Origin of the sequence: Agromyces sp. NPDC057865 (assembly GCF_042796995.1) — a bacterium.
Classification (GTDB): domain Bacteria; phylum Actinomycetota; class Actinomycetes; order Actinomycetales; family Microbacteriaceae; genus Agromyces.
The window spans coordinates 1,095,476-1,114,943 of sequence record NZ_JBHVMJ010000001.1; the positions used below are offsets into that span (position 1 = coordinate 1,095,476).

15 protein-coding genes are annotated in these 19,468 nt (G+C 71.1%); 12 read left to right on the forward strand and 3 right to left on the reverse strand.

Features of this window, described 5'->3' with window-relative positions:
- Positions 1-70: 70 nt before the first annotated feature.
- Together ACFVN5_RS05130 and ACFVN5_RS05135 are read right to left on the reverse strand one after the other, a co-directional pair.
- Positions 71-2,152, reverse strand: coding sequence for a hypothetical protein (locus ACFVN5_RS05130; protein WP_376953711.1), 2,082 nt, complete (start codon positions 2,150-2,152; stop codon positions 71-73).
- A gap of 71 nt (positions 2,153-2,223) precedes the next feature.
- Positions 2,224-2,562 (reverse strand): hypothetical protein, encoded by a 339-nt coding sequence (locus tag ACFVN5_RS05135; protein WP_376953712.1) that lies wholly within the window; start codon positions 2,560-2,562, stop codon positions 2,224-2,226.
- A 97-nt stretch (positions 2,563-2,659) separates the two neighbouring features.
- Here ACFVN5_RS05135 and ACFVN5_RS05140 point away from each other — a divergent pair, with 97 nt between their 5' ends.
- The 3 genes from ACFVN5_RS05140 to ACFVN5_RS05150 all read left to right on the forward strand — a co-directional run bounded on the left by ACFVN5_RS05140 (position 2,660) and on the right by ACFVN5_RS05150 (position 7,187).
- Complete coding sequence (locus ACFVN5_RS05140; protein WP_376953713.1) at positions 2,660-3,259, forward strand: TetR/AcrR family transcriptional regulator; 600 nt, start codon at positions 2,660-2,662, stop codon at positions 3,257-3,259.
- Positions 3,260-3,835: 576 nt separating this feature from the next.
- Positions 3,836-4,549: an LGFP repeat-containing protein gene (locus ACFVN5_RS05145; protein WP_376953715.1), complete on the forward strand. Its 714-nt coding sequence runs from the start codon at positions 3,836-3,838 to the stop codon at positions 4,547-4,549.
- Positions 4,550-4,673: 124 nt separating this feature from the next.
- On the forward strand, positions 4,674-7,187 hold the full coding sequence (locus ACFVN5_RS05150; RefSeq protein ID WP_376954320.1) for a DEAD/DEAH box helicase: 2,514 nt from the start codon (positions 4,674-4,676) through the stop codon (positions 7,185-7,187).
- Positions 7,188-7,300: 113 nt separating this feature from the next.
- Here ACFVN5_RS05150 and ACFVN5_RS05155 read toward each other — a convergent pair whose 3' ends face one another.
- Positions 7,301-7,588: an EamA family transporter gene (locus ACFVN5_RS05155; protein ID WP_376954321.1), complete on the reverse strand. Its 288-nt coding sequence runs from the start codon at positions 7,586-7,588 to the stop codon at positions 7,301-7,303.
- Between the two features lie 75 nt (positions 7,589-7,663).
- Between ACFVN5_RS05155 and ACFVN5_RS05160 the strand changes: the two genes are divergently transcribed.
- The 9 genes from ACFVN5_RS05160 (at position 7,664) to ACFVN5_RS05200 (ending at position 19,458) form a co-directional block, all read left to right on the forward strand.
- On the forward strand, positions 7,664-7,873 hold the full coding sequence (locus ACFVN5_RS05160) for a hypothetical protein (protein ID WP_376953716.1): 210 nt from the start codon (positions 7,664-7,666) through the stop codon (positions 7,871-7,873).
- 605 nt (positions 7,874-8,478) lie between these two features.
- Entirely contained in the window at positions 8,479-12,159 is a 3,681-nt protein-coding gene (locus ACFVN5_RS05165; RefSeq protein WP_376953717.1) for an ExeM/NucH family extracellular endonuclease, read from the forward strand.
- Positions 12,160-12,261: 102 nt separating this feature from the next.
- Positions 12,262-12,837, forward strand: a complete 576-nt coding sequence (locus ACFVN5_RS05170; protein ID WP_376953718.1) for a hypothetical protein — start codon at positions 12,262-12,264, stop codon at positions 12,835-12,837.
- Positions 12,838-12,921: 84 nt separating this feature from the next.
- Positions 12,922-13,620, forward strand: coding sequence for a YcnI family protein (locus ACFVN5_RS05175; RefSeq protein ID WP_376953719.1), 699 nt, complete (start codon positions 12,922-12,924; stop codon positions 13,618-13,620).
- Positions 13,620-14,270 carry a copper resistance protein CopC gene (locus ACFVN5_RS05180; RefSeq protein WP_376953720.1) on the forward strand — a complete coding sequence of 217 codons (651 nt, stop codon included), beginning with the start codon at positions 13,620-13,622 and terminating at the stop codon, positions 14,268-14,270. The genes ACFVN5_RS05175 and ACFVN5_RS05180 overlap by 1 nt, the downstream gene beginning before the upstream one ends.
- Before the next feature lie 302 nt (positions 14,271-14,572).
- Positions 14,573-16,417, forward strand: a complete 1,845-nt coding sequence (gene recQ, locus ACFVN5_RS05185; RefSeq protein ID WP_376954322.1) for a DNA helicase RecQ — start codon at positions 14,573-14,575, stop codon at positions 16,415-16,417.
- A gap of 78 nt (positions 16,418-16,495) precedes the next feature.
- Complete coding sequence (locus ACFVN5_RS05190) at positions 16,496-16,927, forward strand: hypothetical protein (protein ID WP_376953721.1); 432 nt, start codon at positions 16,496-16,498, stop codon at positions 16,925-16,927.
- Positions 16,928-17,012: 85 nt separating this feature from the next.
- Positions 17,013-18,884 (forward strand): glycoside hydrolase family 3 protein, encoded by a 1,872-nt coding sequence (locus tag ACFVN5_RS05195; RefSeq protein ID WP_376953723.1) that lies wholly within the window; start codon positions 17,013-17,015, stop codon positions 18,882-18,884.
- Positions 18,885-19,020: 136 nt separating this feature from the next.
- Complete coding sequence (locus tag ACFVN5_RS05200; protein WP_376953724.1) at positions 19,021-19,458, forward strand: hypothetical protein; 438 nt, start codon at positions 19,021-19,023, stop codon at positions 19,456-19,458.
- Positions 19,459-19,468 lie beyond the last annotated feature (10 nt).

The following is a 19,468-nucleotide window of genomic DNA, read 5'->3' on the forward strand; positions in this document are numbered from 1 at the left end:
GCACGCATCGGGGGTACTACTGAAAGTTCGCCGAGCCGACACCTCACTGCGATCGAGGCGCCCTGCGGTGTCAGATCACGGTCGTGTCGGATGCCGCGGGCGTCGCGTCTGGGGTCCAGCCGTGGAAGTGCTTCGCCCACCACGTCGCCCATGCGCCCTCGGGCTGCAGGTTGGCGCGCCGGGTCGCGAGCTCGCGGCGGTACTCCTCGCTCGCGATCGCGATGCCGAGGCGCATCGGCTCGGGCGGCGGCACGATTCGCGGCGCCGCCTCGAGGCTCTCCTGCTCGGGCACGATCCGCGGCGCCGGCGAGAACCGGGGCTCGACGATGACGAAGCCGGCGATCGCCGCGAGGACGACCCCGCTCACGACCAGCCAGCCCGTGCTGGGCTGGGGCTCCCACCAGTCGAGGATGGCGAACCACACGACCACGGCGGCGGCGAGGACGTAGAGGGCACGCGGGATCGCTGTGAGCACGAGCCAGGTGCGTACGTCGAGCGGGCAGCGGTCCCACACGATCGAGCGCTCGGTCTGCTTCTGCATGAGCTGGTTGAGCCAGACGAGGAGGGCCGCGACGAGCGCCGATGCGACGATCCAGCCGATCGTCGAGAGCCGCGGCGGCGTGCTGCCCTGGTCGATCAGGAACCCGACGGACGCCGAAGCGCCCGAGCCGTCGAGCCCGGGGACGAGCGAGATCACCCATCCGATCGCGTCGGCGACGGTCTGGATGAGCCAGGCGAAGGCGACGGACGCACCCGAGAGGCCGGGCAGGATCGCCGCGATCAGGAACGCCGCGATGGTCGAGAGGCCGAGCGACTTCTTGTCGATCACGACGAGGCGGTTGCGGATGTACTCCACCGGCTGAGGCACTGGCGGGAACTCGTCGCCGAGCAGGTGCCGCACGGTCGGCTCGACGACCTGCACGGTGTTCGCGTAGTAGACGCCGTGGTCGAGCCAGGGCTGGCTCGTGTTGTGCACGGCATGCTCCTCGGGGCCGAGGGCGAGCGTCGCGGCGGACGGGAAGTACGCGGCCTGCCAGCGCTTGCGCGCGGCATCCTTCGTGTCGGTGATCGGGCCGGCCGAGAACGGGTCCCAGATCGCCCAGTGGTTCGACCAGGCGACGTGCGGCTTGCCCTCGAGCTTGTTCGCCGCGTTCCGCTCGATCCAGGTCTTGACGGGCGTGTAGGTGTCCTTGCGGCCCTGCCACTTCTCGCGGCCGAGCAGCACCACCGCTGCACCGACGGTCGTGAGCCGGCGCACGTTGAGCTCGGCGGGATCGAGCTCCTCGAACAACGCGAAGGTCGCCACCGCCGCACCCTGCGAGTGCGCGAAGAGGTGCACGTCACCGTCGTCGCCGACGAGCTCCTTCGCCCGCGTGAGCGCGTCGCGCACGACGAGCCGCATGGCGGACGCCCGCACGGGACGCTCCTTCCACGTGGCGACGTCGCCGATCGACTCGACGAGCTGGTCGAGCACGCCCTGCGCGACGTTCTTGAACCACGGGATGAGCAGCAGCGGGCTGAGCAGTGGCAGGATCGGCGTCAGCACCACGCCGACCACGACGAGGAACGTCCAGACGACGAGGAACGCGATCGTCGACACGATGACTCGGATCAGGTCGACGATGAGGTTGAGCCAGCGGGGGAGCAGGAGGGTGTTGCGCGGGGCGCGCAGGTGGTGCCCGAGGGTCAGCCACGACAGCACGACCATGGTGTTCCAGAACAGGCTCAGCGTGCGCCTGATCGCCCGCCACATGAACGGCACCGCCCAGCGGAACACCTGCGCCCGCGTCATGGGCACGAACGACTCCGACCACCTGGCCTCGAGGATCGCGATCTTCCGCTCGACGGTCTCGACCGGGGCATCCGGTGCGTCGGGGTCGCGTCGCTTCGGGAACCGGACCGTTGCCGTGACGATCGGGCTGTCGCCCGAGAGGTCGGAGTCGTGGATCGTCACGCCGTGCGTCGCGTTCGCCCCGATGATGCGGTCGCGGGCGACCCAGTCCATGCGCTCGAGCAGCGGCTCGGCCCATTCGAGGAGGATCTGGCTCTTGAAGGCGTTGCCCATGCCGTGCACCACCACGAGTGCGGCGTCGAAGGTGCCGGGATCGGGTCGGCTCGCCGACTCGGAGCCCTTGGCCGGGGCGATGAGCATCTGGTCCTCCTGCGTCGGGCGACGTCGGGCGCGTCGCCTGACCGCACGCTAGTGGTCGGCGGATCGCCGGATCAAGCGCCATCCCCCGAACGCGGGGCGCGGCGGCGGCGCAGCGCACCGTACGCGCGCATGAGCTGCGGCACGACGAGGTAGACCGCGAGCGGCACGACGACGAGGGTGAGCACGAAGGCGCGCAGCACCGGATGCCACGACTCCGCGATCGGCGCGATGAGCAGCATGCCGACGGCGACGAGCGGGAAGATCGCCAGCCACGTGATCACGGCGCGCACGTGCACCGACGGCGGGGCGGGGAGTGGGGCGTGCGCTGCGGCGGCGGCCGGCGTTGCGGCGGCGGGTGCGGCTGCCTCGGATGCTGCGGCCTCGACGACGGGGGTGGGGGCGGTGGTCATATCGACTCCTGTGGTCATTTCCAACTGAACGGTTGTAATTGAACCACGCCGCGTGCGAAATCGCAACTGTTCGGTTGGAGATTGCTACACTTGCCGAATGGCCTGGGACACCGAGCGCACGAAGCGACTGCTGCTGGATGCCGCGACGGCCGAGTTCAGCGAGCACGGACTCGCCGGCGCCCGCGTCGATCGCATCGCCGCGGCCGCGGGCGTGAACAAGGAGCGGATCTACCAGTACTTCGGCAAGAAGGACGACCTCTTCGCGGCCGTCCTCGCCGCCCGCCTGCGCACGTCGATGGACGAGGTGCCGATGCGCGGCGTCGGCGCCGACGCGGTGGGCGACTACGCCGGCCGGCTGTTCGACCACCACCTCGCCGACGGCGTCATCCCGCGATTGGTCTTCTGGGAGGGGCTCGAGCGCGGCGCGGCGACGGCGGCCGACGCGGCGCGCGCGGAGTACCACGCCCAGAAGGTCGAGCGGTTCCGCGAGCTGCTGCCCGGCGTCGGCCGCGAGGCGGCCGGCGAGCTCCTGCTCACGATCGTCTCGCTCGTGAACGCGTGGCCGGTGCTCGGGCACCTCGACGCGTTCCTCGTCGACGGCGGGCCCGACCGCGCGGCGCGACGCCGTGCGGTGCTCGTCGCGTCGGCGACGGCGCTCGCGCACGACGCGATCGACGCCGCGGCATCCGCCGCCTGACTCGACCGCCTCGCGCCCTCGACCGGCGGCGCGGCACTGCCCGACCTTCTCTCCGCAGAATCGGTAGATCGATCGACTGGGCGACAATTCGACTGGGCGACAAATCGACCGGGCGACAATTCGACTGGGCGACAAATCGACCGGGCGACAAATCGACTGGGCGACGAGTTGACTGGGCGACGAGGCGACGAGTCAACTCGTCGATTTTTCGACGAGGCGATAGGGCGACAAGTCCGCATGTCGAGAAGTCCACGAATCCACCGATTCTGCGGAGAGGTACTCCCGTCCGCCATCGAGAGATCGGTCAGCGAAACCGGGCGAGCGAATCCGGGCGAGCGCGAGGTTCAGTGATATCCCTGATGCCCGCCCTTCGAGGCGTCCGTAGCGTGGGAACCGGTCGTCGAGCCGTGGACCGCAGGGGGAACTGTCACCACGGACGGCGGCCGGAGAGCCGGTCAGCACCTGGTCCCGGACCGGGTGGGACCGGCTCCCCCCTTTCTCCCCGGAATCGCCGGGACCACCCGATCACCAGCCCAGACCAGCCGGCACACGCACGGCCCGACGAGCGGAGCACCCATGGACCACACGACGCGAGCCGCGCGCCTCACCCAGGCCCGCCCGGCGCACGCCGCCCTGCTGCCGAAGCGGCTCGACCGCGCGGTGAGCTGGACCGACTTCCGCACCGCAGTCCGGTACGACCCGTCCAACCGGCTGCTGATCGCGGTGCCCGCCATCAGCGCGAAGCGCGCCGAGCACCCGTGGCTCGGCGAGGCCGTGACGCTGCACACGCAGGTCGGTGAGGCCGACGTGTACCGCCGCGGCTACGAGCACGGCACGGTGTACTGGTCGGAGCGCACCGGCGCGCACGAGGTGCACGGCGAGATCGCCGAGCGCTGGCAGGCGGTCGGCGGCGAGCGATCGTTCCTCGGGCTGCCCACGACCGACGAGCAGCGGCTCGACGGTCCGACCGGCGACGCCGGCGGCTTCGCGCACTTCGAGGGCGGCTCGGTCTACTGGACGGCCCGCCACGGCGCGGCCATCGTGCACGGCATGGTGCGCGACATCTGGGCGCTGCTCGGCTGGGAGCGCTCGAGCCTGGGCGTGCCGGTCGCCGACGTGATCGTCGACCCGACGACGGGTGCGATGAGCGGATGCTTCGAGCACGGCACCATCGCCTGGTCGCCGTCGCGCGGGCCCGAGATCATCGTCGCCGACGCGACCACAGCGCTCGACGACGCCGACCGCGACACGCTCGGACGGCTGAGCACCGCGTACGCACCGCAGGCCTGACCCGCGACGGCTGGCCGTCGGCGCCGGGGTACCGCGGCACGCCCGCGCCCCACCGCATGACAGACTCGGACGGGTGACCGCGCCGCTCCTCGACCTCGCCCCGCGCCCGTACGACGCCGACGCGATGTACGACGCGTTCGTGGAGTGGGCCGCCGGACGGGGCTTCTCCCTCTATCCCGCGCAGGACGAGGCGATCATCGAGATCGTCTCGGGTGCGAACGTGATCCTGTCGACCCCGACCGGCACGGGCAAGTCGCTCGTCGCGGTCGCGGCGCACGCGGCATCCGTCGCCCGAGGCGGGCGCAGCTACTACACGGCGCCGATCAAGGCGCTCGTGAGCGAGAAGTTCTTCCAGCTCGTCGAGATCTTCGGCGCGCAGCACGTGGGCATGGTCACGGGCGACAGCTCGGTCAACCCGGATGCCCCGATCATCTGCTGCACGGCGGAGATCCTCGCGAACCTCGCCCTCCGGCACGGCGCCGAAGCCGACGTCGACCAGGTCGTCATGGACGAGTTCCACTACTACGGCGACCCCGAGCGCGGCTGGGCGTGGCAGGTGCCGCTCATCACCCTGCCGCGCGTGCAGTTCGTGCTCATGTCGGCCACGCTCGGCGACGTCACCGCGATCGCCGACGACCTCGCGCGCCGCACGGGCCGCGACACCGCCCGGGTCACGGGCGTCGACCGCCCGGTGCCGCTGCATTTCTCGTACGCGAAGACGCCCGTGCAGGAGACCGTCGAGGAGCTGCTCGAGACCCGGCTCGCGCCCGTCTACATCGTGCACTTCTCGCAGGCCGCGGCGATGGAGCGCGCGCAGGCGCTGTCCTCCATCCGCGTCGTGACGAGGGAGCAGCGCGACGAGATCGCCGAGGCGATCGGCGGGTTCCGGTTCACGACCGGGTTCGGCAAGACGCTGTCGCGGCTCGTGCGGGCCGGCATCGGCGTGCACCACGCCGGCATGCTGCCGCGCTACCGCCGACTCGTCGAGACGCTCGCGCAGCGCGGGCTGCTTCGGGTCATCTGCGGCACCGACACGCTCGGCGTCGGCATCAACGTGCCGATCCGCACGGTGCTCATCACGGCGCTGTCGAAGTACGACGGCCAGCGGATGCGGCAGCTCAGCGCCCGCGAGTTCCACCAGATCGCGGGGCGCGCGGGACGGGCCGGCTACGACACGGCCGGCACCGTCGTCGTGCTCGCGCCCGACCATGAGATCGAGAACGAGGTCGCGATCCGCAAGGCGGGCGACGACCCGAAGAAGCTCAAGAAGGTCGTGCGCAAGAAGGCGCCGGCGGGGTTCGTGACCTGGGGCGAGGGCTCGTTCGAGCGACTCGTCGGCGCGGAGCCCGAGGCGCTCGTGCCGCAGCTGCAGCTGACGGCGGCGATGCTGATCAACGTGATCGGGCGGGGCGGCGACGTCGTCGGCGGCATCCGCTCGCTCGTCTTCGACAATCACCAGTCGCGGGCCCGGCAGTACGAGCTGGCGCGTCGCGCGCTCGAGATCCTACGCACGCTGAAGGTCGCCGGCGTGGTCGAGATCCTCGAGCCGTCCGCGCCCGGGCGCCTCGCCGACCTGCGCCTCACGGTCGACCTGCAGCCGAACTTCGCGCTCAACCAGCCGCTGTCGCCGTTCGCGCTCGCGGCGATCGAGCTGCTCGACCCCGCCCCTTCGACGGGCTCAGGGACCTCGACGGGCTCAGCGGACGGCGGGGTCGGCACGGGCCACTACGCGCTCGACGTCGTGTCGATCATCGAGTCCACGCTCGACGACCCGCGGCCGATCCTCTCGCAGCAGCAGTACAAGGCGCGCGGCGAGGCGGTGGCCGCGATGAAGCGCGACGGCATCGAGTACGACGAGCGCATGGCGCTGCTCGAGGAGGTGACCTGGCCGAAGCCGCTCGACGAGCTGCTCGACGTCACGTTCGAGACGTTCGCGTCGAGCCAGCCGTGGGTGCGCGACTTCGAGCTCTCGCCGAAGTCGGTGGTCCGCGACATGTTCGAGCGCAGCATGTCGTTCGGGGAGTACGTCTCCTTCTACCAGCTGCAGCGCAGCGAGGGGCTGGTGCTGCGGTACCTGTCCGACGCGTTCCGCGCGATCCGCCAGACCGTGCCGAGCGACGCGAAGGACGAGGAGCTGCTCGACATCATCGAGTGGCTCGGCGAGCTCGTGCGGCAGGTCGACTCGAGCCTCGTCGACGAGTGGGCGGAGCTCGTCGACCCGTCGTCGCACCTTCCCGAGGACGAGCAGTCCGTCGTGCCGCCCGCGCCGCCATCGGTGGTCACCAACCGCCGCGCGTTCACCGTGCTCGTGCGCAACGAGCTGTTCCGGCGCGTGCAGCTCGCGGCGCTCGAGCGCGACGAGGAGCTCGCCGAGCTCGACCCCGACGTCGGCTGGCCCGACGCGCTCGACCGCTACTACGGCGAGCACGACGAGATCCTCACGGGCGGCCCGGCGCGCTCGCCGCGGCTCGTCACGATCGACGAATCGGATGCCGCGAGCGGCCTGTGGCGCGTCGAGCAGGTGATCGACGACCCCGCGGGCGACCACGACTGGCGCATCCGCGCCGAGGTCGACCTCGAGGCGTCCGCGGAGGAGGGCGCCGCGGTCGTGCGCGTGACCGAGGTCGTGCGGCTCTAGCGTTCCGCGGGTTGAGGAGCGCCCGGCGAAGCCGGACGCGTCTCGAAACCCCGTTTCCACAGGCGGGTTTCGAGACGCCCGCTGCGCGGGCTCCTCAACCCGCGGGCGAGCGACTACGCGACCGCGAGCATCCCCGCGGCGGTCAGCGCGAGCACGAGCCCGACCCACTGCACGGGTGCGATGCGCTCCTTGAGCACGAGCGCGGCGAGCAGGATCGTGCCCGCCGGGTACATCGCGCCGAGCACCGCCGCCACCGAGAGGTCGCCCGCGCGGATGCCGACGAGGAGCAGTCCGTTCGCCACGACGTCGACGGTGCCGCACGCGATCGCCAGCTGCACGCCGAGCGCGGTCGTGCTGCGCACGGGCGCGACGGCGGCGCCGACCGACGAGCGCTGGGGCATCCGCTCGGCCCAGGGCTCGTCGTGCCGGTGACGACGGGCGACGCCGACGAGCGCCAGCACGCCGAGCACGCGAACATGATGACCGCGTTCACGACGCGGTTGACGACGAGCGGCAGCACGCCGCTCTGCTCCGAGGTCTGGTCGATCGTGATGAAGAAGGTGCCGATCGCGATGCCCGAGCCGATGGCCATCAGGATGCCGCGCAGGCTCGGTCGCACGGCGCCGCGCTCGGGCACGAAGCCGACGAGCACGACCGCGACGAGCGCCAGTCCGAGCGCCCAGTAGCCGAGGGTGGCGAACCGCTCGCCGCCGACGACGAGGCCCCACACCATCGGCACGACGGCGGACACGAGCGCGGTGAGCGGGGAGAGGATGCTCATCGGGCCGATCGCGAGACACGCGTAGAGCAGCGAGATCGCGATCGCGCCCGCGATGCCCGACAGCACGCTCCAGAGCAGGTCGCCCGGCAGCCAGGTGCCGCCGAGGAACGGGAGCGCCGCGAGCAGCAGCACGAAGCCGGTCAGCGAGGCGACGGCCGTGACGAGGATGGAGCTCACGCGCTTCGCCGCGAGTCCGCCGAGGAAGTCGGCCGCGCCGAAGACGAGCGCTCCGGCGAGCGAGAAGACGGCGGTGAGCATGGTCGTCCCAGCGTAGCCGCGGCCCGGACCGTGCTCATCCGAGCAGGGTTCGGGGCCGACGGCGCACATCTGCGCGCGATCCGTGAACACCGCGTGAAAACGGGCGTACGAAGCAACGGAAACCCCTTGGCAGCGTCGGAGGCGGTGCCTAGGCTACGGACCAGTGCTCCCTGCGAACCCGACCTGCGCCGACAACGTCGTCGAGCCCAGGCTCCGCAGGTGCACCCAGAGGTAGGGGACCAGAGGAGAGTCATGCCACGTCGCAGTACTGTTCAACGCCTGTCAGCCGTGGCGGTCGCCGCGGCCGGCGCCGTCGTGGCGGGAGTCCTCGCCGCACCACCGGCATACGCCGTACCCGTCACGAATACGATCGCCCAGGTGCAGGGCACGGGGGCCGCGACGCCCCTCGTCGGGCAGACCGTGACGGTCGAGGGCGTCGTGACCGCCGACCACCGCGTCGGCGGCTACGCGGGCGTCTACATCCAGACGCCCGGACCCGACACCACGCCCGGTGCATCCGACGGCGTCTTCGTCTGGCTGAACGGCAAGTCGACGCCCTCGTTCGCGATCGGCGACCTGATCCGGGTCACCGGCATCGCGCAGGAGAACTTCACCGTCACCCGCATCAACGCCTCCGGCGCCGCCGCCTCGGTGGAGCTCGTGCAGGCCGGGGCCAACGGCGTGACGCCCACCAACCTCGCCGCCACCGTGCTCGGCAGCGCGCGTGAGGCGTTCGAGGGCATGCTCGTGCGGCCGACCGGCACGTACAAGCTCGTCTCGACGCACAACGCGCAGAACTTCGGCGAGCTGTGGACGAGCGCCGGCAGCGCCATGCCGGTCGAGGCATTCGAGACCGCGGTGCCCGGCACCACGGCCGCGAACAACATCACGACCGCGAACAACAACGCCCGACTGCTGCTCGACGACGGCTACAGCATCCGCACCGACAACGCAGCGCACCCGGGCGAACAGCCGTACCTCACGAAGGACACCGTCGTCCGCAACGGCGACAACGTGACCTTCCCGGCGGGTGGCGGCGTGCTCAGCTTCGACTTCAACAACTGGCGCGTGCAGCCGCCGCTGCCGATCAACGACGCGAGCCCGGCGAACCTCAAGCCGACGTTCACCACGGGCAACCCGCGTCCGGCCACCGTTCCGCAGGTCGGCGGCGACATCAAGGTCGCGGCGTTCAACGTGCTGAACTACTTCACGACGCTCACGTCGCAGAACCCCGACGCGCGTGGCGCGGCCACGGCCGAGCAGTTCGCGATCCAGAAGGCGAAGATCGTCAACGCGATCAACGCGCTGGGCGCCGACGTCGTCGCGCTCCAGGAGATCGAGAACTCCGTGAAGCTCGGGGAGACGGCCGACGAGGCGCTCGCCGACCTCGTCGCGGGGCTCAACACAGCTGCGGGTTCAAAGGTGTGGGACTACGTCCGCACGCCCGACGCCCTGAAGGACGCCGCGATCACCGACGTCATCACGAACGCGATCATCTTCAAGCCCGCCGTCGTGAAGCCGTCGGGTGAGGCGCAGACGATCATCGACGAGACCGTGTGGGACATCGCGCGCGAGCCGATCGCCCAGACGTTCAAGTACGGCAAGTCGTTCGTGACCGTCGTGGCCAACCACTTCAAGTCGAAGAGCGGCACCGACCCGACACCGCAGGCGGGTCAGGACGCCTTCAACGACGAGCGGGTGGAGCAGGCGCAGTCGCTCCTGAAGTTCGCGAACGGCCTCTCCGACGGTCGCAAGAACGCCGTGTACCTCGTGGGCGACTTCAACTCGTACGCCAAGGAGGACCCGATCAAGGTCTTCACCGACGCGGGCTGGAGCGACCTCCTGTTCACCAAGGCGCGCGGCCAGTACACCTACACGTTCGACGGCGAGCTCGGCTCGCTCGACCACGTGATCGCGTCGCCGGCTGCGGCCGACCGCGTGACCGGTGTCGGCGTCTGGTCGATCAACTCGCCCGAGTGGTCGGGCCGTGAGTACCCGGGCCCCGCCGCTGACGCGAGCAACCCGTTCCGCTCGAGCGACCACGACCCGATCCTCGTGGGCGTCGGATCCGAGAAGGTCCCCGGCACGGTCGACATCGACCTCGTGACGGTGAACGACTTCCACGGGCGCATCGAGCAGGCCACCCCGTCGGGCGGCATCGCGGCCCTGTCGACCGCCGTGAAGCAGATCCGCGCGGGCAACCCCAACACGGTCTTCGCCGCCGCCGGTGACATGATCGGCGCCTCGACGTTCACCTCCTTCATCCAGAAGGACGTGCCGACGATCGACGCGCTGAACGCGGCCGGGCTCGACGTCAGCTCCGTGGGCAACCACGAGTTCGACCAGGGCTTCGCCGACCTCACCGACCGGGTGATGCCGCTGGCGAACTGGGAGTACCTCGGCGCCAACATCTATCAGAAGGGCACCAAGACGCCCGCCCTGCCCGAGTACTACACCCGGACGTTCGACGGCGTGACCATCGGCTTCGTCGGTGCGGTCACCGACGAGCTGCCCTCGCTGGTCAGCCCGGGCGGTATCGCGGGCATCGATGTGGGCTCCCCGGTCGAGGCGGCGAACCGCGTGGCGGACCAGCTGAGCGACGGCAAGAAGCAGAACGGCGAGGCCGACATCGTGGTGCTCCTCGTGCACGAGGGTGCAGCGACGACCGCCAAGTCGTCGGCGCTCGACGCTCAGTCGCGCTTCGGCAAGATCGTGCTCGGTGCGAACAAGAACATCGACGCGATCGTCTCGGGTCACACCCACCTGGCGTACAACCACGTGATCACCGAAGCGGACTCCGCGGCATTCAAGCACGCGCCGATGCCGGTGATCTCGAGCGGTCAGTACGGCGAGCGGTTCTCGGTCATGGACATCCAGTACAACAAGTCGACCAAGACCTTCACGATGAAGAACGACACCTTCAACCTGATGGACGGCACGACGGCGCTGTACCCCGATGACCCGGCCGTCAAGCCGATCGTCGACGCGGCGGTGGCGAAGGCCAACGAGCTCGGCAACGTCGTGCTCGGCACCGCGAACGCGGACTTCGGTCGCGCCGTGGCGTTGAACCCGGTCGGCGCACCGTCGTTCCCCGAGAACCGAGGCGGCGAGTCCACCCTCGGCAACCTCGTGGCCGACGTGCAGCTCTGGTCGCTCAACGAGGACGGCACGCGTGACGTGGACATCGCGTTCATGAACCCGGGCGGCCTGCGCGCCGACCTGGCCTCGGGCGAGGTCACGTACCGGGAGGCGGCCGACGTGCAGCCGTTCGCCAACACGCTCGTGACCATGAACCTCACGGGTGCGAAGATCAAGCAGGTGCTCGAGGAGCAGTGGCAGCCGGCAGGCGCGTCGCGTCCGTTCCTCAAGCTCGGGGTGAACAAGGAGTTCACGTACACCTACAACCCCAGCGCACCGACTGGTCAGCACATCACCGAGATGTTCCTGAACGGCGCCGCGATCGATCCCGCCGCGACCTACTCGGTCGGCGTGAACTCGTTCCTCGCGACGGGTGGAGACAACTTCCTCACCCTGAACACGGGCACGAACAAGGCCGACAGCGGCAAGGTCGACCTCGAGTCGATGGTGGACTACTTCGAGGCCTTCGACACGATCACGCCGGACCTCAAGCAGCGAGCCGTCGGCGTGGTCGTGCAGGGCGACGGCACCTACGCCGTCGGTGAGACGGTGACGGTCAACCTCTCGTCGCTCGAGTTCACGCGTACGGAGCCGCCGGCCAACACGGTCGCGGTGACGTTCGGCGGGTCGACGATCGCGACCGGCACGGTCGATCGCGCCTACACGCCGACGGTCGACGAGGTGGGCAAGTCGACGGTGACGTTCCAGGTGCCCGCGGGCACCAGCGGACCGACCCGGTTCGGCATCACGACGCCGCTCGGCACGACCAGCTCGTTCGTGATCAACGTCGGCTGAGTCGACACGCATGACGGAGACGGCCCCGGGCACAAGCCCGGGGCCGTTCCCGTTCCCGATCGGTCTCCGTTCCCGATCGGCCGGGCCGGTTAGGCTGATCGGGTGATCTCCCGGGGCGCACGAGTCGCACGCGGAACGGCCGTGGCCGTCTTCGCGACGTTCGTGGCCTCGCTCGCGCACACCATCGGCGGCGGTGCACCCCCCGGACCCGTCGCCCTCGCGGTCGCGCTCGCGTTCTCCGCGCCGCTCGCGATGGCGCTCTCCGGTGCCCGGGCGAGGGTGCTCCGCACCGCCGTCTCCGCGCTCATCGCCCAAGGTGTCCTGCACCTCACGTACGCCATCGGCGAGCCCGCCACCCGCTCGATGCGGAGCGGGCATGGGACCGCGCACCTGAGCGTGCCCGGGGCATCCGTCGATCATGGGAACGCCTGGATGCCGGTGGCGCACCTCGGGGCCGCCGTGCTCACCCTCGCGGTGCTCGTCGTGGGCGACCGCGTCTTCGACGCCGTCGGCCGCGCGCTCCGCGTGTTCGTGCGACGGCTCACGTCGATCCCGGCGCCGGTGGTCGCGACGGTGTTCTCGCTGCCCGCCGATGCGCCGCGTCCCCACTTCGCCGGGCGCCTGCTCGTCTCGGGGCTCTGGTCGAGAGGTCCTCCGAGCGTCCTCGCCGCGTCCTGACGCGGCCGACGCTTCTCACCTCTTCTTCCTTGCTGGCGCTCGCGCATACGCGCGCGTCCGCACCGAACACGAAAGCATCCCATCATGCGCATCGCACGCCTCTCCCTCGCCGGCCTCGCCGGCGGCGCCGTCCTCGCACTCGCGGCAGTTCCGCTCGCCGCCAGCGCCCACGTCACCGTCACGCCGAGCGGCACCGCCGCAGGCAGCTACACCGTGCTGACGTTCGCGTTCAGCCACGGCTGCGAAGGGTCGCCGACCACGGCGATCGCGATCGACATCCCCGAGTCGATCGCCAGTGTCTCGCCGACGCTCAACCCGAACTACACGATCGAGAAGGTCGCCGACGGCGACCGCACCTCGCAGGTCGTCTACACCGCGATCACGCCGGTGCAGGACGGCTACCGCGACACCATCGAGCTCTCGCTCCAGCTGCCCGAGGACGCGGCCGGCGAGACGCTCGCCTTCCCCGTGCTGCAGTCCTGCGAGGTCGGCGAGACCAACTGGAACCAGGTCGCCGAGGAGGGCGAGGAGGAGCCCGAGAGCCCCGCGCCCGTCATCGTCGTGACCGAGGCGACGGGCGACGGGCACGGCCACGGCGCCGCGACCGAGGAGGCGGCATCCGACGAGCACGGCGACGGCCACGCCGAGGGCGCCGAGGAGACCGCCGCGACGTCCGACGACTCCGACACGGTCGCGCGCGTGCTCGGCATCGGCGGCCTGGTGGTCGGCGTCGTCGGCATCGTGCTCGCGCTCGCCGCGCGCCGTCCGCGGTCGGGGGCGTGATGTCCTCGGCGCGTTCGGCGGCGGGGCGCGCGGCATCCCGACGGCGCGTCGCGGCGCGGTTCGGCCGTCTCGCGGCGGTGGTCGCGGCATCCGCGGCGCTCGCCCTACTGCCGGCCCTGTCGGCCTCGGCGCACAACTACGTCGTGGCGACGACGCCCGCCAAGGATGCCGTCGTGACGGCCCAGCCCGGCACGGTCTCGCTCGAGACGAACGAGGCCCTGCTCGACGTCGAGGGCGGCTCGGTCATCCAGGTGCAGGGCCCCGACGGCAAGTACTACGGCGACGGATGCGCCGTGGTCGACGGGCCCGTCGCCACGACGCAGACGCAGCTGGGCGAGCCCGGCGTGTACACCGTGACGTGGCGCGTGGTCTCGACCGACGGCCACCCGATCTCGGGCACGTGGGCGTTCACGTGGCAGCCGGTCGACGGCATCGCGCTCGCGGAGGGATCCGATGAGCCGGGAGCCTGCGGCGGCACGTCGGCCGCCGCGCCCGGGGCCTCGACGCCGGCCGACGAGTCCGGCGCGCCGGAGGAGTCCACAGAGGCGGCCTCGGCCGCACCGACCGACGCGCTCTGGATCGTCGGCGGCGTGCTGCTCGCGGCCGTGGCGGCGATCGTGACCTGGCTCGTCGTGCGCCGGCGGGCGTGATCGGCGTGATCGGCGTGATCGCCTGAACCCGTCCTCCCCAGCCCGGCGTCGGCATCGGCCGCCGGGCCGGGGAGGCTTCCGGCTCACCCGTCGTGGGTGCTCGTTACACTCGACGGGTGAGCTGGAATGCGGAATCCCACGGCCCCGAGGAGGTCCCCTGGGATCCCGATGAGCTCGCCCCGCCGCCCGACGACGAGTGGGCTCCGCCGCCCCCCGACGAGGCGCGACCTTCAGCCGCGGCACAGGGCTGGGGCACGCCGATGGATGCCGCGTCACCGGGCCGCGCCGCGACCGAGCCGCGCATGGTGCGCCCCGCCCCGCCTCGCTTCGCCACAGCCGACGAGGCGCTGCACACGGTGTTCGGGTACGACGCCTTCCGCGGCGAGCAGGCGGCGATCATCGAGCAGGTCGCCGGCGGTGGCGACGCCGTCGTGCTCATGCCCACGGGTGGCGGCAAGAGCCTCTGCTACCAGATCCCCGCGCTCCTGCGCGAGGGCACGGGCATCGTCGTCTCGCCGCTCATCGCGCTCATGCACGACCAGGTCGACGCCCTCGTACGCAACGGCGTGCGGGCCGCCTACCTCAACTCGAGCCAGCTGCCGGCCGAGCGCGCCGCGGTCGAACGGGCCTACCTCGCGGGCGAGCTCGACCTGCTCTACATCGCCCCCGAGCGCCTCAACGCCGAGCCGGTCAAGCGATTCCTCGAGGGCGGCCGCATCGCGCTGTTCGCGATCGACGAGGCGCACTGCGTGTCGCAGTGGGGCCACGACTTCCGGCCCGACTACCTCGCCCTCTCCGAGCTCGCCGAGCGCTGGCCCGACGTGCCGCGCATCGCGCTCACCGCCACGGCCACCGAGGCGACGCATCGCGAGATCACGAGCCGGCTCTCGCTCGAGGGCGCGAAGCACTTCGTCTCGAGCTTCGACCGGCCCAACATCCAGTACCGCATCGCGCCGAAGCTCGAGGTGCGGCGCCAGCTCCTCGACTTCATCCGCAGCGAGGGCACGGATGCTTCGGGGCAGCCGGTCTCGGGCATCGTCTACGCGCTCTCGCGCGCGAGCACCGAGAAGATCGCCGTGTTCCTCGCCCAGAACGGCGTGAACGCCCTCCCGTATCACGCGGGACTCGAGGCGGGCCTGCGGCGCCGCACGCAGGAGCGCTTCCTTCGCGAGGACGGCATCGTCGTGGTCGCGACCATCGCGTTCGGCATGGGCATCGACAAGCCCGACGTGCGGTTCGTCGCGCATGTCGACCTGCCGAAGTCGGTCGAGGGCTACTACCAGGAGACGGGTCGCGCCGGCCGCGACGGTGCGCCGGCCACGGCGTGGCTCGCCTACGGCCTCCAAGACGTGGTGCAGCAGCGACGCATGATCGACGAGAGTCCCGGCGACCTCGCGCACCGACGCCGCATGTCGCAGCACCTCGACGCGATGCTCGCCCTGTGCGAGACCGTGCAGTGCCGCCGCCAGAACCTGCTCGCCTACTTCGGCGAGCGCAGCGAGCCCTGCGGCAACTGCGACACCTGCCTCGAACCGCCCGCGTCGTGGGACGGCACGGTCCCGGCGCAGAAGCTCATGTCGACGATCGTCCGGCTGCAGCGCGAGCGGCGGCAGCGCTTCGGCGCGGGCCACCTCATCGACATCCTTCGCGGCAAGGAGACCCCGCGCGTGCGCCAGCACGGGCACGACGCCCTGGCGACGTGGTCGATCGGCGACGACCTGAGCGAGCAGCAGTGGCGCGGCGTCGTGCGGCAGCTGCTCGCGCAGGGCCTCCTCGAGACGCACGGCGAGTACGGCACGCTCGCGATCACGGATACCGCGTCCGACGTGCTGTCGGGCGGGCGCTCGGTCATGCTCCGCGCCGAGCCAGAGCGTGCGGCCCGCTCGCGCGGCCCGAAGGCGGCCCCCGCCGCGGCCGACCTCGAGCCCGCCCAGGCCGAGCTCTTCGAGGCGCTGCGCGCCTGGCGCGCGGGGGAGGCCCGCGAGCAGGGCGTCCCGGCCTACATCGTGTTCGGCGACGCGACACTGCGCGCCGTCGCGGTGGCGCGTCCGGCGAACCTCGGCGAGCTCGACGGCATCACCGGCATCGGCGCGAAGAAACGCGAGGCCTACGGCGAGGCGCTCCTCGCGGTGGTCGCGGCGGCATAGCCCGGCCGTCGGGTGCCCGCTAGGATCGCCGCAAGCGCGGTTCGCCGCGGCATCCGTTCGCCCGACCGAGGGAGTGCCATGTCAGACCAGTTCGCGACGAAACGGCCGCTCGGGGTCACGATCGTGGCCGCCCTCTCCATCATCGCCGGCATCATCGACGTCATCGCGGGCATCATGCTTCTCGCCGTGCAGGCTGATCCAGCGGTCGTCGAGCGGGCGGGCGGCGCCCGCCTCGTCGTGACTGCCGCGATCGTGTCGCTGCTGCTCGGCGCGGCCATGATCGTCATCGCCTTCGGCCTGCTGCGCGGATACGCGACGGCCCGCATCGCCGCGACGGTGCTGCAGGTGTTCTCGCTGGCGCAGTCGATCTGGCTCGGCATCGTCAACCCGGCGATGCTCCCGAGCGAGATCCTCAGCGCCCTCCTCGCGATCGCCCTGCTCTTCCTGCTGTGGTCGGGGGAGGCGAGCCGCTACTTCAAGGGCCTCGCGCCCGACGAGCCCGCAGCCTGAGGTTCAAAACCAAGCGACATTCGGTTTATGATGAACCGGATGCCGGACGCGAACGTGCCGGCTGGAGCATGAAGGAGTGCTGCGGATGACCGACACGACGGCGCAGGCCGACCCGACGACCACGACCGGGGCGGCGGATGTCGCGGGCCCGACGACCACGATCGACCCGACCACGGGCGGCGACCTCGACACCCGCTACCGCGACGCGAGCCTCTCCGTCGACGAGCGCGTCGAGATCCTGCTCTCGCAGATGACGCTCGAGGAGAAGGCCGGCCTCTTCTTCCAGACGATGATCGCGACGAACGAGGACGGCACGCTGTCCGACGGCGACCCGGTGTTCGGCCTGCCGGCGACCGACGAGTACGTCAATGGCCGGCTCATGAGCCACTTCAACATCCTCGCCGCGGCGAAGACGGCCGAGGCCATGGCGGAGTGGCACAACCGGCTTCAGGAGCTCGCGGCCGCCACGCGCCTCGGCATCCCCGTCACCATCTCGACCGACCCGCGCCACTCCTACAGCGACAACCCGCTCGCCGGGCTCATGGCCGGCGCCTTCTCGGTGTGGCCCGAGACGCTCGGACTCGCGGCGATCGGCGACGAGGCGGTCGTCGAGCGGTTCGGCGACATCGCCCGGCAGGAGTACACCGCCGTCGGCATCCGCGTCGCGCTGCACCCGCAGATCGACCTCGCGACCGAGCCGCGCTGGTCGCGCCAGCTGCAGACCTTCGGCGAGGACCCCGAGCTCACGAGCCGACTCGGCGCGGCGTACATCCGCGGCTTCCAGGGCGCCGAGCTCGGGCCCGACTCGGTCGCGACCATGACGAAGCACTTCCCCGGCGGCGGCCCGCAGCTCGACGGCGAGGACCCGCACTTCGCGCACGGCCGCGAGCAGGTCTACCCCGGTGGCGCCTTCGAGACCCACCTGCAGCCCTTCGAAGCGGCGTTCGACGCGGGCACGAGCCAGATCATGCCGTACTACGGCATGCCCGTCGGCACCGAGTACGAGGAGGTCGGGTTCGGCTTCAACAAATCGGTGATCACCGGCCTGCTGCGCGAGCGCTACGCGTTCGACGGCATCGTCTGCACCGACTGGGGCCTCCTCTCGGACTCCGAGATCCTGGGCCAGCCATTCCCGGCACGCGCGTGGGGCGTCGAGCACCTCTCGACCCGCGAGCGCATGGTGAAGGTGCTCGAGGCCGGCGTCGACCAGTTCGGCGGCGAGGCGATCCCCGAGCTGCTCATCGACCTGGTGCGCTCGGGCGAGGTCGCGGAGGAGCGACTCGACGTCTCCGCGCGCCGCCTGCTGCGCGAGAAGTTCGTGCTCGGCCTCTTCGACCGTCCGTTCGTCGACGTCGAGCGCGCGAAGCAGGTCGTCGGCTCGCCCGAGTTCGTGGCCGCCGGCGAGGCGGCGCAGCGCGCGTCGATCACGCTTCTCAAGAACTCGGTGACGGATGCCGGCGCCCCGACGCTCCCGCTCGCACCGGGGCCGCGGCTCTACGTCGAGGGCATCGACGCCGAGCTCGCCGCCGAGTACGGCACCGTGGTCGCGACCCCCAAGGAGGCGGACGTTGCGATCCTGCGCGTCCAGGCGCCCTGGGAGGAGCGCCCGACCGTGTTCGAGAACTTCTTCCACGCTGGCTCGCTCGACTTCGCCGAGGCGTTCGTCGCGCACGTGCGCGATGTGGCGGCATCCGTGCCCACCGTCCTCGACGTGTTCCTCGACCGGCCGGCGATCCTCACGCCGTTCGTCGACGACGTCGCCGCGATCGTCGCGAACTGGGGCGCGAACCCGCGCGCGGTGCTCGACGTGCTGACCGGCGCGGCCGAGCCGAAGGGTCGCCTGCCGTTCGACCTGCCGTCGAGCATGGCCGCGGTCGAGGCCAACCGCCCTGACGTGCCGTTCGACACCGCCGACCCGCTGTTCCGCTTCGGGCACGGCCTGCGCTACGAGCGCTGACGACCCCGCACCGACAGCGTCGAGCCCCTCACCGGGTGGCGGATGCCGCGAGCCCTCGCCGCGGCATCCGCCCCCGCGCTAGCATCGGCCTCACGGGACGCAGTGGTCGCGTCTCCGAGCGAATGGGGTGCGCATCATGTCGGATTCTGTGGAAGTCAAGCGGCCGGTCGTCGTCTCGATCGTCGCGGTCGTGGCGTTCATCTCGGGCGTCTACGACATCATCTCGGGCATCCTGCTGATCTTCCAGGCGAACGACCCCACGGTGAACGCCGCGTTCGGAGGGTCGAGCGGCGTGCTGGCCGCGTCGATCGGGTCGATGATCCTCGGCGCCATCGTCGTGGCGCTGTCGTTCGGCCTGTGGACGGGCAACTGGGTCGCCCGCATGATCGTGACCGTCGTGCGAGCCCTGTCGCTCATCAAGTCGCTCTTCCTCGCCGTCGCGTGGATGGGCAACCCGGTGGGCGAGTGGGCGAACGTGGCGCTCTCCGCGATCGTGCTCATCCTGCTCTGGACGCGCCCGGCGAGCGCCTTCTTCAACGCCACGGCCCGCGCCAAGGAGCGCGCCAAGCAGTAGCATCGCACCA

What these genes read in the sequence shown, in the direction of transcription:
- ACFVN5_RS05190 (WP_376953721.1), top strand. Translation starts at nt 16,496, where the DNA reads ATGTCAGACCAGTTCGCGACGAAACGGCCGCTCGGGGTCACGATCGTG.
- ACFVN5_RS05140 (WP_376953713.1), top strand. Translation starts at nt 2,660, where the DNA reads ATGGCCTGGGACACCGAGCGCACGAAGCGACTGCTGCTGGATGCCGCG.
- ACFVN5_RS05175 (WP_376953719.1), top strand. Translation starts at nt 12,922, where the DNA reads ATGCGCATCGCACGCCTCTCCCTCGCCGGCCTCGCCGGCGGCGCCGTC.
- ACFVN5_RS05155 (WP_376954321.1), bottom strand. Translation starts at nt 7,588, where the DNA reads ATGCCCCAGCGCTCGTCGGTCGGCGCCGCCGTCGCGCCCGTGCGCAGC.
- ACFVN5_RS05145 (WP_376953715.1), top strand. Translation starts at nt 3,836, where the DNA reads ATGGACCACACGACGCGAGCCGCGCGCCTCACCCAGGCCCGCCCGGCG.
- ACFVN5_RS05130 (WP_376953711.1), bottom strand. Translation starts at nt 2,152, where the DNA reads ATGCTCATCGCCCCGGCCAAGGGCTCCGAGTCGGCGAGCCGACCCGAT.
- recQ (WP_376954322.1), top strand. Translation starts at nt 14,573, where the DNA reads ATGGTGCGCCCCGCCCCGCCTCGCTTCGCCACAGCCGACGAGGCGCTG.
- ACFVN5_RS05165 (WP_376953717.1), top strand. Translation starts at nt 8,479, where the DNA reads ATGCCACGTCGCAGTACTGTTCAACGCCTGTCAGCCGTGGCGGTCGCC.
- ACFVN5_RS05195 (WP_376953723.1), top strand. Translation starts at nt 17,013, where the DNA reads ATGACCGACACGACGGCGCAGGCCGACCCGACGACCACGACCGGGGCG.
- ACFVN5_RS05150 (WP_376954320.1), top strand. Translation starts at nt 4,674, where the DNA reads ATGTACGACGCGTTCGTGGAGTGGGCCGCCGGACGGGGCTTCTCCCTC.
- ACFVN5_RS05180 (WP_376953720.1), top strand. Translation starts at nt 13,620, where the DNA reads ATGTCCTCGGCGCGTTCGGCGGCGGGGCGCGCGGCATCCCGACGGCGC.
- ACFVN5_RS05135 (WP_376953712.1), bottom strand. Translation starts at nt 2,562, where the DNA reads ATGACCACCGCCCCCACCCCCGTCGTCGAGGCCGCAGCATCCGAGGCA.
- ACFVN5_RS05200 (WP_376953724.1), top strand. Translation starts at nt 19,021, where the DNA reads ATGTCGGATTCTGTGGAAGTCAAGCGGCCGGTCGTCGTCTCGATCGTC.
- ACFVN5_RS05160 (WP_376953716.1), top strand. Translation starts at nt 7,664, where the DNA reads ATGATGACCGCGTTCACGACGCGGTTGACGACGAGCGGCAGCACGCCG.